We start from the raw sequence: 14,253 nt of genomic DNA on the forward strand, positions 1-14,253 counted from the left end.
TATTTTTATAACATATATTTGTCACCGGATAAAGACTGCTTTATGAACTCGTACTCTTCATCGGTAACTGAGTACAGCTTCCTAACAATGTCATCTATCTCTTCATACAACCTGTATCGCTGCAAATGGTCTTTACCTGTCTTGTACGTCTGCATTTCTGAATTCACAGAACTTTCTGTGATAAGTTCTTCTGCCATAAGCTCTTCTGCCTTTGAGATTATGCGTCTCTGTGTCTCCTCGTCTGCGACTGGAACAGGAATATTCTCTATATGGGATCTCAGAACCTTCACTGCGTTGTACCGCTTCTCATATATGTACTGCGCCACCCTTGAATTGAGTATCGCCATGATATATCTCATATCAAGTCCCGGTATATGTGGAATGACCACATTGCAACTGTTCAACGTAAGCCTCTGCCTGTCGTCATATGCAAATACAAGCTGTCTGTTGATAAACCTGTAGATCAGTTTCTCCGGAGCCCGGTAAAGCTCCAGCGGCGCCGCCTGCTGATACAGGGTAAGTTCCGGATACATATATTTTTCCGTTTTTCCGCATCTGTATCTGTATACATCTGCTCCGGTTATCACTGCCTCCATTCCCTCTCCGCATTCTGTGGACACATATTTTGCATTATCCCCGGTCACTATTCCCAGTGCAAAATCTGCCTGTCCACGCAGAAATTCACAGTTATCTGTATTTTCTATTCTGCAAAGCAGCCTGTACTCATCATCAGTGAGCCTAAGCATAAAATTCTCACTGCCAAGCGGCCTGTCCGTTCCTACAACAAACTCTCTGCCGTCTCTCTCGATCACCGCACCTTTGCTATGTCCAGGATCAAAACTCTTTTCAAGCTGCAGCACCAACGATGGACATTGCACACCATAGAATGCATCGCCAAGGAAACTCACCCGGCTCACATTTGCCGATTCGGCTATGATCTCCCTGATCGTCTTATGATTATGTACATCTAACAATGCCTCCGGCAGCACAAATGCAAGAACTCCTTCATCTGTCAACAGCTTCAGCGCACACTCCACGAACACATCTGACGACTCCACGCCCCTTCCGGCTGCAGTTCTGTATGCTTTCCTGAGTAATGTCCGTGTCTCCCTGTCAAATATATATCCCCACGGCGGGTTACCGATGATGATGTCATATCCCGGATCAGCCAAGAGCTTCTTATCATCCCCACCACATTCTGAATCATTCCTGTATTCTGAAATGAAGTCTCTGCGCTCTATGTGCTCATATATTGTCCGGATCGCTTCGTCCACATTGACATGTCTTCTTCCGGACAATCTCCCAAGTGCCAGATTGAACCTCGCAAGCTGTACACTGAGTTCATCTATATCGCACGCATATATATTATTTAGTTCTATATCATCCGGAAGCTGTATAAGGAAATTGCCGGTTCCGCAACATGGATCGAATAATCGCTTACCGCCCTCAGATATTCTGCTTCCCATATCACCGGTCACATCACTTATCAGCGTTCTTACTACCTTTGTCGGCGTATAATATGAACCAGCCGCCTTCCGGCTGCCTGCATCTCTTATAGACATATAGAGAAGTCCAAGTACGTCCTCCCCCTTTTGATAATAGTAATTGGTGTCCATAAGATTTTTGTTATTATTTGCCCATGATAATGCTGCTTTTTTGTCCTGAATTATATCATCGATCAGCGCACTCCATACACCAATTGTCAAGCTTCCATCTATATATGCAGGGAATATTTCTCTGTCAACAGTAATCTCATCACTGCTTACCAGCAGCTTGAGTGCACAATCCGCCAGCAGAGTTCTCATGACCATCTCAGTCACACATATATTCTGCCTCTCCAGCTTATCCACCAGACTTTTTACTGTGTCTGTACTCTCGCAAATGTCTGACACATATCTGTCATACAATCCTTTGCCGGACACATACCGCTTATTCCGCCGGCTTCTGAGCGACCTTCGTTCGCCAGTTTCCAGTGACTGTTTCAGATTACTTACGTACTCCTCTGTGAAATACATCTGACCGGCCGGATCTATGCCCTGTGATTCAATTTTCCCAAGTCTGAGCCAGTTCCGCCCCGTTGCCCTCGATATTGAAAGCTGCTGACACAATCCATCCAGCGTTATGTATTCCTCACTCATACACAGCCCCTCGTTTCTTCATATGTCTGCCTCATATGCTTTTCCTGATCATATTCAAATATATTCATACGCAAAATCTCCGCCTTATTCTTCTTCAAAAAATCAGCCAGAATATTATTCCTGCTCTTATGAAAAATGTGATATAAAAGCATGAGAAATTCGCAAATTATAGATACGTTGGAATGGTCCGTTTCTTACGTTCGGACTCATAGAAACCTTCGACTTGAAACCTATGCTTTGAACGGATTGTAACACCTCGCCCAGCCTTTGTCTATACTTTAGGCAAAACTCTCCAAAACGGAGAATTAAGCCTCTGGCTGAGGCTCATTTGATGTCTCGGCGCATCCTGCTCCCGAAAGCTGTTTCTTAAATATGGTTCTGAATATCAATCTCACAAGCGGTCCGCAATAGCAGAGCTGCCAGAGCAGTGCAACAGGGAGATTCATTCCCCATGTCTGGATAAATGTACCAACACTTGGTGAATCCTTGAACAAAACAGTTGCTATAAGGCTCATGATTGGACACATCATTATGCAGATGTAGAATGATATCATGAAGGTTATCACCTGTGGTCTGTCAGTCGGTCTCACGATCTTGAACGCAAGCATTGGTGCAAGCTTTCCAACCACGAAAAGCTCAAGCACAATAGCTATCGGCCACATGATCGGCATCTCATGAAGTGCCATGACAAATGTCTGATTGGTGAAACCTCCTGTGCTTAATGCTACATTGTAGCAGATCATTCCATAGACCATGAACATGGCCATGATCGTTGTGAATACGAATTCCTGTAATTTGTTTTGTGGCATAATAATTTCCTCCTTACGAAAATAATATTGAGCATGCGCATTCAAAGGCGCTTCGCGCAGGCGCATGCGTGCTTCTCAAGGATTCCTCCCGCTTACGCGGGCCCCTCCTTATGAAAATAAAAAGCCCAACGAAACTTTCATCTCGTTGAGCTTAACTGCGACTACCATTAATTGCCCCTATGGTAGCACAAATATTTTTAAATTGCAAGTAATTTTCTGTTTTTTGTAAACAATTCGGCTTACGCCTGCCCAGCCACGGCCTTCTTGCCAGTGTACAGCTGATAATATCTGCCCTTCGTATCTATGAGCTGGTCGTGGGTGCCTCTCTCTATGATACGTCCCTGCTCCATGACCATGATGCAGTCTGCGTCCTTGACCGTGGAAAGTCTGTGCGCTATGACAAATGACGTTCTTCCCTCCATGAGGGCATCCATTCCCCTTGATACCATGGCCTCAGTTCTCGTATCGATGGATGATGTAGCCTCATCAAGGATCAATGCCGGTGGATCCGCAACCGCTGCCCTTGCAATCGCAAGAAGCTGTCTCTGTCCTTGACTGAGGTTTGAACCATCGCCAGTAAGGATTGTGTTATAACCGTCCGGGAGACGCTTTATGAAGTCGTGGGCATTTGCAAGCTTTGCAGCCTTGATACACTCCTCATCCGTGGCATCCAGCTTGCCGTATCTTATGTTATCCATGACTGTTCCTGTGAACAGATGTGTATCCTGAAGAACTATACCAAGACTTCGTCTGAGATCCGGCTTCCTGATCTTGCCTATGTTGATATTGTCGTACCTTATCTTGCCGTCCTGTATATCATAAAACCTGTTTATCAGATTGGTTATGGTCGTCTTGCCCGCACCTGTACTTCCGACAAATGCTATCTTCTGACCAGGCTTTGCATACATATTTATGTCGTGCAGAACTATCTTATCCGGATTGTAACCGAAGTCCACATTCTCAAATTCAACCTCGCCTGTGAGCTCCCTGTATGTGACCTCGCCAGTCTCATGCCTATGTCTCCATGCCCAGAGTCCGGTTCTCTCCTCGGTCTCCGTGAGATTGCCATCTGCATCCTTCTTTGCATTTACCAGCTCAACATAGCCCTCGTCCTCCTCTGGCTTCTCATCCGTCATGGTAAATACCCTGTCGGCTCCAGCTGCAGCCATGACTATGGCGTTGATCTGCTGGCTTATCTGTGTAACCGGCATCGTAAAACTCTTGTTAAGCGTCAGGAATGCCACAAGCGTTCCTATGGTAAGACCTGACCATCCATTTACTGCAAGTACACCTCCAAGTACAGCGCAGAGAACATAGCTTATGTTTCCAAGGTTCGCATTCACCGGCATGGTAATGTTGGCTATCATATTTGCCTTGTAGGCGCTGTCCTGAAGAGATCTATTCAATTTGCAGAAATCGTCATATGCCTTTTCTTCGTGGCAGAACACCTTGACAACCTTCTGGCCGCTCATCATTTCCTCTATATAGCCATTTACCTTACCAAGATCCTGCTGCTGCTTCATGAAGTATCTTCCCGACTTCGCGCCCAAGCTCGACGTCGCCTTTATCATGATAAGCACCATGACGACCGACAGAACCGTGAGCGGTATATCAAGGACTATCATAGCAATGAGTGTTGAGATAAATGTGATGCTTGAGTTGATAAGCTGCGGCATACTCTGGCTTATGACCTGACGGAGTGTGTCAACATCATTGGTGTACACCGACATGATATCTCCGTGTGCATGTGTGTCAAAGAAAGATATCGGAAGGGATTCCATACGTTCAAAAAGTTCAACTCTGAGTCTCTTCATGGTTCCCTGAGTCACATTTACCATGATCCTGTTGTATGCGTATGCGCAGATGATTCCCAGCACAAGTATAAGTCCAAGCCCCAGCATCCTGTGGGCCAGGGGACCATAATCAGGTGAGCTCTGTTTCATCATCGGTTCAATATATACATCGATAAGTTTCTGCATGAACATCGATATACTCAGTATCGCAAGCGCCGATATAAGTATGCTGACCACAACCGTAATACATGCCAGCTTGTATTCCTTAAGAATATATCTGATCAGCCTTCCAAGTGCCTTCATGGGATTTTTGCCCTGATCCTTTCCAGGTCTCTTCAGCCCTGCATCCACTTTATCATCCATCTTATTTTCACTGTATTTCTCTGTATTTCCTGTCATTACACTGCCTCCTTTCCTTCATAATTAATTCATCTTCTCATCGAAATCACCGCCGCCAGACATCTGTACGTCGTAGATCTCCTTATATATCGTGTTGTTCTTTAACAGATTCTCATGTGTGTCGAAGCCGCTGACCATTCCGTTATCCAGAACTATGATCCTGTCAGCATCCTGCACACTTGATATTCTCTGGGATATGATGATCTTGGTGGTGTTCGGTATCTTGGTTGCAAATGCCTGCCTGATCTTCGCATCCGTAGCGGTGTCAACTGCGCTTGTGGAATCATCGAGAATGAGTACCTTCGGGCTCTTGAGCAGCGCTCTGGCAATACAGAGTCTCTGCTTCTGACCACCAGACACGTTGCTTCCGCCCTGCTCTATCCAGGTGTTATATCCATCCGGCATCCTGTCTATGAACTCATCCGCACAGGCAAGCTCGCACACCTCACGGCACTCATTCTCCGTGGCATCCGCCTTGCCCCATCTCAGATTATCAAGTATCGTACCCGAAAACAGCACATTCTTCTGGAGCACAACCGCCACTTCATTTCGGATGACCTCCATATCGTAATCACGCACGTCATGTCCTCCGACACAGACCGAACCACCGTCCGGTTTCACATCGTAAAGTCTGCTTATCAGATTAACAAATGTCGACTTACCGCAGCCGGTTCCACCTATCACACCGACCGTCTCACCTGATTTTATGTGAATGTCAATATCCTTCAGCGTGTCCTCTGCACTTCCTGCCTTATATACAAAATCAACATGGTTAAAATCTATTCTTCCATCAGGGACCTCCATGATCGGCTCATCAGGATTGGTCATGGTAGGTGTATCCTCAAGGACCTCAGATATTCGTCTCATACTTGCCATACTCATGGAGATCATGACAAATACCATGGACAGCATCATCAGCGACATCATCATGCTCATGACATAGCTGAAAAGTGATGTAAGATTTCCAGTTGTCATGCTACCACTGACTATGAAGTGTGCTCCGATCCACGACAGGAGCATCATACATGTAAAGATGACAAACATCATGATAGGATTGTTGAAAGCTAGCAGACTCTCAGCCTTTATGGACAGTTCCGCAAGAACCTCTGCTGCCTTCCCAAACTTCTTATCCTCATATTCTTCCCTGACAAATGCCTTTACAACTCTTATCGCTGATACATTTTCCTGAACACTGGCATTCAGGTTGTCATAGTTCCTGAATACCTCGTCAAATATAGGTGTTACCTTGAATATGATGAAGAACAATCCAAATGCAAGAACCACAAGTGCTGCCACAAATACAAGTGACAGCTCCACGTTGATTGTAAAGCACATTATCATACTGCAAATGAGCATGAGTGGCGCACGGACTGCGATTCGTATGAGCATCTGGTACGCGTTCTGTACATTTGTCACATCCGTCGTCATACGTGTTATAAGACTGGCGGTGCTGAATTTGTCAATGTTGGTAAATGAGAACTCCTGAACATTCCTGTACATGCCCTCCCTCAGGTTACACGCGAATCCTGTTGATGCGCTGGCAGCGAATTTGCCCGCCATCACTCCAAAGAAAAGGCTTAGGAAAGCCAGTACAAGCATGAGTCCGCCATACATATACACCTTGCTCATGTCCTGTCCGTTGATTCCCTCATCGATTATCTTGGCGGTCACAAATGGAATGAGGATCTCCATGAAGACCTCTGCCGCCGTAAATACAGGTGTGAGTATTGAGTCCTTCTTGTACTCGCCCACCTGACCAAGCAATGTTTTGATCATTCTATTTCCTCCTTGTTTCAGTTTGAAATGCTGACAGAATCCTCAGATGCACAAAATCAGGAATTTGATTTATGATATGCGATATCTGATCGTCAGCTATGTGTGATTTGACGCAAGTTGCATAAATATTAATACTTCTATTTTTTAATGTCAATAGTATACAGAGGCGTTTTGTTTGTGAAATTTCTGTGTATTTAAAGTATTTAAAGACATATTAAAATAAGGCATATGAACATCTTTTTAGTCCATATGCCTCATTTTATAGAGATCTAATATGTAATTTCCGCTCTAACAGCCATTTCATTCAAAGCCATCAATGGGTCTTGAACCTTTTCTTAACACAAATTCCTGCAACCCCCACTATTGAAACAAACATAAGAATCACATACAACTGCAAGTCTGTACTGTCACCAGTTTTTGGAGATGATTGTGTTGTTTTATCCGTTGTACTTGTCTCCTGTGTTTTATTGGTTGTACCTTCCGAAGGCTCCTGTGTTGTACTGGTTGTGTCTTCCGAAGGCTCCTGTGTTGTACCGGTTGTGTCTTCCGAAGGCTCCTGTGTCCCCGTTGTCTTCTCGTTTACTGTAAAATGAGCTGTCGCTGTTCCGCTCTCAGAGACAATGCCAAGTGTATGCTCACCCTCCGAAAAACCGGCAACATAATCCTCTTTCAATGTTACGATTATACTTCCAGATTCCACCGTATAATTACTCTCATCTATGGTCTTTCCGTCAACCTCAACACGAATAAAATCCCTGTATGCAGCATCAGATGTGAATGATAGTGCATTCTTCGCACCTGCTGTTACTGTCGCTCCGTCTCCCTTGATAATAACAGGGGCAAGTTTCGCAAGCACTGTGTCTTCCTTTTTAATTTCATTTTCTGCTTCTTCATCACTAAAATACTTATTACATTTATCACAGAACCAATATGTGCTGTTTCCTTCTTTTGCAGCAGTAGCAGCTTGCTTTTCTACTTTTTCCATATCGTGACCGGCGTTTTCTGCTGTCCGTACATTTTCCTTTGTTTGAGATTCAAAAGCAGAATTTTCAAATGTCACACTGTATGTAGTTAATTCTGGCAATACGCAGTTCTTTTCCTGTATTACTGTTGCTGTTGTATCTGCTGTCTCACTTTCTACGCCATCACATGCTGTACATTTTCTTTCTGCTGTACAGTGTTGATTGTCTGTGCTCCATGTGTATGTTACATCTCCATAACTATGACCTACTGCCGGAATCTCCGTATAGGTGGTGTAATCACAGTTACTGCAGGTATCGTAAGTTTCCCAACCGTTTGCGGTACAAGTCGCCGCCTGTGCATCGTGATGTACGAGGTCGTGACCCGTAGCTTGGATCGTCTCTGTTTTTATTCTGCCGCATCCAATGCAAGTATACTTTCTCTCCCCCTCTGTTGTGCAGGTTGGAGAAATAGTTATAGTGCCATTATCCCAAATATGTATTCCAACATCGCCCTTTTCTGCGCAGACATTACACTCATGCCAATGATTGTTTTCATCCGAAATCCAGTTTGAGTTCCAATCATGTCCGAGAGGGGTGGATGTTCCTCCGCAGATCGTGCAAGTCTGTCCGCTTGTGCAGGTTGCCGTTCCGCTCCACACATGCGCAGAACGTGGATTGGTGATATTAGTGCCACATTCTGTGCAATAAACGTGATGCCAATGATATCCAGCGTCTTTGTATTCATAAGTTTCGGTTGTTCTTACCCATTTACCACAGATGTCGCAATAGGCTTTGCCCGCATATGCCGGTATCCGCAGCAGCATCAGCACCATGCACATAGTGAGCAGGGTGGTCAAAATTCTTCTCTTCATATAGTTCCCTCCCTTAAAAATAAATCTGAGTTTGGTTAGTGATTTCTGTATATAAAGATTTTATCATTTTGACTTCTTCCATGTAATCTCCGTTTCGATACGAAAATGTATATTTTCCTATTTCAGCATATAATTTTTCAGCTCATCCCTCTTATTTATATTCATTTTTTCATAAATCCTGCTCAGATAAGTTTTAACCGTATTGGGTGAAAATCCCAGATAATCTGCAATTTCCTGATTATTCCAATCTCGGCTTGCCAGCATTGCAATCGAGAATTCCACTGTGGATAATGCATCCGTCACTGAATTTCCTGACATAGGATTGTGGATTGACATCCATCCCCTGCTAAAGGCAATGACTTTATCAGATAATTTGTTATATAGTTTTGAATCCTCCTTGCGGATACATGACTCCAGAAGTCCCTGCAGCAAACCATGATGTTCAACGAAAGGTTCCAGAAATTCGTCTTCTTTCGCCACGTTCCACGCCAGCATCAATGCATCTTTTGCTTTCTGCTGATTTTTCAGATTCATCTGACACATTGCAATCATACAATACAGATAGATCATACTAATAGGATATATATCATCCCTGAACATCAATGCTGCCTCGCAAATTCCAAGTGCTCTGCCATACTCGCCTTTTAAATATGCCATGTGAGCTATTACATAGGCAGAAAACAGCTTAATTCCAGGCGGCAATGTTACTGCATAAAGCTCCACATCCGGAAGTTCATCCACCGAAAGATGCAAAAGCACAGAGGACATATATCCCGCAAATACACTGACAGCCCTGTCCTCAGCGGATGAAGGATTTTTCGTCTCTTTTTCAAGACATTCCTGAATCTCCCTCAGTCCTTTTCTTGATGCAGCTTCTCTGCCAAGTGTCAGATTAGAATATACATATAACAGGCAGGATGACATCTTCAATTTTATATTATGGCTCATCAGATAACGTTCTGCTATATGATTGCACTCCTCCGCCTGCCCGGTAAAATAATAGTATTCAGCACGTGCTATCTCCTGAAAATCCCTGTCTTCAAAACTGTCTACCATCTTTTTCGCTTCACCCGGCTGAAATGCTGCATTGATCAACGGCAGTATGGTATATTCACTCATAATCGTATCCCTCCAAACCAACGATCCGCCAAATCATTTATCAATCGCTCTAAGTATAAATCCTGCTGCCACTCCAGCCGCCACGCCTACCACTATTCCGCCAATGATATCTGTCGGGAAATGCACATACAGATACATTCTTGAGAACGCTATGAGGATCGCTATCACACAGGATATTGCGCCCAGCAGTTTCTTCCTGCTCATGAACAACGCCGTGACAGCCGCAAATGATGCCGCCGTGTGTCCCGATGGGAAGGAGTAATCCTTTGGTTTCTTCACTATCAGATCTGTAAAATCCGCCACATCATACGGTCTTGTTCTGGCAACCAGATTCTTTAACAAGCAGTTGGTTATGAGAAGATCAAGGATAAGTGCGATGGCCATGCACAGCCCTGCCTTCCTCGTCTTTGGAATGATCAGCAGCACCGCCGCCATTACTATCCACAGGATTCCCGCATTTCCAAGTGATGTGATCGCCACCATGATCTTGTCAAGCCATGGAGTATGTATATTCTGGAGAGCGTCAAGTATCTCTATTTCCCACATCAGAAGTTACCGCCGTTCCAGCCCCAGTCATGTACGCCGTGGTAAGTCACGTACACCGCATTTCCCGGGATTCCAAGCACATCCGCAAATATATCGCAGATTTTTCCTGTCATGGCATCACACGCTTTTGGAGTCACATCACCGAATACGCTGACTTCCACATATGCACCCTTATCAAGTTTCTTTCCGCCCATGAACAGGTCGTATCCATCGTTGATGCCGACCATAAGGTAGCTCTCCGTCTTGTTCATCGTTGTTATCGCCTGACCGAGACTGCTCTTAAGAGTCTCCTTCTGGTCATCGCTCATCTTCACTGTAACCTTTGAATCTATAAATGGCATTTCTTTGTCCTCCTAAATTATATTATTCATATAAAATATATACACGACTTTTGTAGACATTTGTCTTTGTATGCTATATTGTGGCAGAATCATAATAGCACTACCAAATCAGGGGAATACGATGCCGCCGGTCCTTAGGTGGCGCAACAGGCGGCACCTTAGTACCGTTGCAGGCTGAGTTAAGCGGGAGCGACCCCTGATTGGTATGCTATTATGATTCTGCCACGTTAATAACTATCCCAGGCAAATGTCTACAAAAAATCCTCAAATTCTATCTCAGATGGCAGTCTCAGATCTCCTCTCGGGCTGACCGACACGGTTCCAACCTTCACACCGTCCGGCATACAGTTCCTCTTGAACTGCTGGCGGAAGAATCTCGTGTAGAATACCTTCTGCCATTTGTCGATCTCGCTGTCTGAGAAATTGTACTCGTCACTCTGTCTTACAGCCTCCTTGCACAGCTCATTTACCTCCTCAGGTGACATTCCATATCGCAGTGTATAATATAAGAAGAAATCGTGCAGGATGTATGATCCCACGGTGTCCTCCGTCTTCTGCGCGATGGTTCCGTCCGGGTTCGGTGGAAGCAGCTCCGGGCTGACCGGTGTGTCTATGATATCGTCTATGATCGGCGCGATACCCACAAATCCATCAACCTCCATGAAGTGTCCGACTTCGTTCACAAGTGAGCGCACCAGCGTCTTTGGTATACTTGTATTCACCGCATACATGCTCATATGGTCGCCGTTGTAGGTGCACCAGCCAAGTGCCAGCTCCGAGAGATCTCCGGTTCCAACCACGAATCCGCCCTTCTTGTTGGCGACATCCATGAGTATCTGTGTTCTCTCCCTCGCCTGACAGTTCTCATAAGTGACGTCATGCACGCTCTCGTCCTGTCCAATATCGGCAAAATGCTGTCTCACCGATGCAGCTATGCTTATCTCTCTGCTGTCACAACCGAGCAGTCTCATGAGTTCCGTGGAGTTGTTCTTCGTCCTGTTTGTCGTTCCAAATCCCGGCATGGTGATTCCCACGACAGTTGTGGGTGGAAGTCCCGCATTCTTCACCGCCTGTGCTGAAACCAGCAAAGCCAGTGTGGAATCAAGTCCACCTGACACTCCCACGACCACACATTTACAGTGGGTCGCCTCTATCCTTCTCTGAAGTCCGGCAACCTGCATCTTGAATATCGCCATGCACCTCTCAAGCTTATTTCCCGATGGGACAAATGGTGTCATCTTCACCTTCATGAGCACATTTCCTTTGTCCATGAGTGGGGTATCACACACCACCGTCTCATACTTTCTGAATGCGAAATCACGCTTGCAGTCGGCAAATGACTTGTTGGCTATCCTGTCGTGTCTGATCTTGGTGAGACTTATATCCCTTATCAGCACTCCATCCTCAAATGGCTTTACCTCGCCGAGGAGTTTGCCGTTCTCGTACATCAGATTGTGTCCTGAAAATACCAGATCCGATGTGGACTCGTACATTCCAGCCGACACATACACATATCCGCACAGGCAGTCCGACGACACACTTCCTATCAGCTTGTGCCTGTATGCAGCCTTTCCGATGACCTCATTTGACGCGGAAAGGTTGAGTATCACCTCTGCTCCCGCCATGGCAAGAAGTCTTCCCGGCGAAACCGGAGTCCAGGCATCCTCACATATCTCTATGCCAAGCTTGACTCTCTGGTCTCCGCTGCCCATCTCTATCATCACATTGTTGCCAAACAGCACTTCACTGCCAACAGCCCTGTCCCCGGCTTTCTTTGAACCGGCATTGTATTCAAGCTCATCTCCATCATCTTCCGGGTCCATGAGATTGACCATCACCGCATCATACTTTCTGGCTGAGAACCATCTCTTCTCGTAGAACTCACCGTAGTTTGGAAGGTAAGTCTTCGGCACGATGGCCACGACTCTTCCGCCCTGCAGGAACGCCGCACAGTTGAACAGCTCTCCGTCCACCTCAAATGGCAGACCGACCACCAGTGCCGACTGACCAGTACATGTAGCCATGGCAAGCTGAAGAAGTCCTCTTCTCGCACCATCTATGAGCTTTCTGTTCTCAAACAGATCCGCACAGGTATATCCCGTGATAGACAGCTCCGGCGTCACTATGACATCCGCAGCATCCTTATACTCTTCATATATGTCCATTATCTCTCTGACATTTCCGCTGACACTTCCGATGTGAACCTTCGGCGTAACGGCTGCCACACGCAGCATATTCTTCATTGTTACCTCCTTGTAAAATCTCATTTGATTTTGCCTTTTCATAACATTTACACTTTACCACCCGGCGCCATTTATTTCAACGAAGTTCACAACTTGATGAGTCTCTATTTTCGGTCATTTCCCAGTTCAGGGCTTGTCCGCCGGGTGTCAGATAACTTTGTGTTTTTTATCTTTTGGCGAAAATGCTTTAAAAAAAGGCTCCCGGACATATCATTGCGCCGGGAGTCTTTTTTCTGCCATGCAGACATCCAGTGACATACGGTTTATCCGCCATCACTCAACACTGCATCTATATATTATAATGTACTGATTACTTTCCAAGTGGCTTGCCTGTGAGCTTCTCATAGCCCTCAAGGTAGATGTCGATGGTCTTCTGTGCGACATCATCAGGAAGCTTCCAGCCCTTGTCAGGATTAGCCTTCAGCCAGTCACGTGCGAACTGCTTGTCAAATGATGGCTGGCCATGACCTGGCTCATATACATCTGCTGGCCAGAATCTTGAGCTGTCAGGTGTAAGCATCTCATCGCCGAGAACGATATTGCCATTCTCATCGAGACCAAACTCAAACTTTGTATCTGCAATGATGATTCCTCTTGTAAGTGCGTACTCTGCACACTTCTTGTAAAGTGTGATGGTGTACTCCTTGAGCTTTGAAGCGTACTCCTCGCCCTTGCCAGGGAAGTACTTCTCAAGGTGAGCAATGCTCTGCTCATATGATATATTCTCATCGTGATCGCCAATCTCGGCCTTTGTTGATGGTGTGTAGATAGGCTCAGGAAGCTTATCAGACTCCTTTAATCCCTCTGGGAGCTTGATTCCACATACTGTGCCATTCTCCTTGTAGCTTGCCCAACCGCTTCCTGTGATGTATCCACGAACGATACACTCGATTGGAAGCATCTCAAGCTTTCTGCACATCATGCTGTTGCCGTCGAACTTCTCCTGCTGGAAGAACTCAGGCATATCCTTTACATCAACTGAGATCATGTGGTTAGGAAGAATGTCCTGTGTCATGTCAAACCAGAACTTTGACATCTGTGTCAGAACTGTTCCCTTCTTGGAAATTACATTGTCGAGGATGACATCGAAGCAGCTTATACGGTCTGTAGCTACCATGATCAGGCTGTCTCCATTGTCATAAATCTCACGTACCTTACCTTCTTTGATTGGCTTTAATTCCTGCATTTTTTTATCTCCTTGATATTTGTATTAATACCTGTTAGAAATTGTATCCATATAAGTGTGTATCACTTT

General features: G+C 45.3%; 10 protein-coding genes. All 10 read right to left on the reverse strand.

All coding sequences use genetic code 11. From position 1 onward, the window contains the following. Positions 1-5: 5 nt before the first annotated feature. Positions 6-2,138: a TaqI-like C-terminal specificity domain-containing protein gene (locus ABUA34_RS03795; protein WP_349822865.1), complete on the reverse strand. Its 2,133-nt coding sequence runs from the start codon at positions 2,136-2,138 to the stop codon at positions 6-8. 305 nt (positions 2,139-2,443) lie between these two features. Next, positions 2,444-2,947: a DUF2798 domain-containing protein gene (locus ABUA34_RS03800; RefSeq protein WP_055273229.1), complete on the reverse strand. Its 504-nt coding sequence runs from the start codon at positions 2,945-2,947 to the stop codon at positions 2,444-2,446. A 239-nt stretch (positions 2,948-3,186) separates the two neighbouring features. Then, positions 3,187-5,103: an ABC transporter ATP-binding protein gene (locus ABUA34_RS03805; RefSeq protein ID WP_349822874.1), complete on the reverse strand. Its 1,917-nt coding sequence runs from the start codon at positions 5,101-5,103 to the stop codon at positions 3,187-3,189. A gap of 60 nt (positions 5,104-5,163) precedes the next feature. Continuing rightward, the gene (locus tag ABUA34_RS03810) at positions 5,164-6,915 is read right to left on the reverse strand and encodes an ABC transporter ATP-binding protein (protein WP_055147584.1); all 1,752 of its coding nucleotides are present in this window, start codon (positions 6,913-6,915) and stop codon (positions 5,164-5,166) included. A gap of 313 nt (positions 6,916-7,228) precedes the next feature. Further along, positions 7,229-8,749 carry a hemoblobin-interacting domain-containing protein gene (locus ABUA34_RS03815; protein WP_015533600.1) on the reverse strand — a complete coding sequence of 507 codons (1,521 nt, stop codon included), beginning with the start codon at positions 8,747-8,749 and terminating at the stop codon, positions 7,229-7,231. Between the two features lie 117 nt (positions 8,750-8,866). Continuing rightward, positions 8,867-9,868 carry a helix-turn-helix transcriptional regulator gene (locus tag ABUA34_RS03820; RefSeq protein WP_055147590.1) on the reverse strand — a complete coding sequence of 334 codons (1,002 nt, stop codon included), beginning with the start codon at positions 9,866-9,868 and terminating at the stop codon, positions 8,867-8,869. Between the two features lie 33 nt (positions 9,869-9,901). After that, positions 9,902-10,414, reverse strand: a complete 513-nt coding sequence (locus ABUA34_RS03825) for a phosphatase PAP2 family protein (protein WP_172676667.1) — start codon at positions 10,412-10,414, stop codon at positions 9,902-9,904. Further along, positions 10,414-10,755 (reverse strand): phenylpyruvate tautomerase MIF-related protein, encoded by a 342-nt coding sequence (locus tag ABUA34_RS03830; protein WP_015533597.1) that lies wholly within the window; start codon positions 10,753-10,755, stop codon positions 10,414-10,416. The genes ABUA34_RS03825 and ABUA34_RS03830 overlap by 1 nt, the downstream gene beginning before the upstream one ends. Positions 10,756-11,006: 251 nt before the next feature. Then, entirely contained in the window at positions 11,007-12,998 is a 1,992-nt protein-coding gene (locus tag ABUA34_RS03835) for an NAD(+) synthase (RefSeq protein ID WP_055222933.1), read from the reverse strand. Between the two features lie 310 nt (positions 12,999-13,308). Then, positions 13,309-14,184, reverse strand: a complete 876-nt coding sequence (locus tag ABUA34_RS03840; RefSeq protein WP_015533595.1) for a phosphoribosylaminoimidazolesuccinocarboxamide synthase — start codon at positions 14,182-14,184, stop codon at positions 13,309-13,311. Between the last annotated feature and the right edge of the window lie 69 nt (positions 14,185-14,253).

Origin of the sequence: Coprococcus sp. RTP21428st1_C9_RTP21428_210409 (genome assembly GCF_040227395.1) — a bacterium.
Lineage (GTDB): Bacteria > Bacillota > Clostridia > Lachnospirales > Lachnospiraceae > Coprococcus > Coprococcus aceti.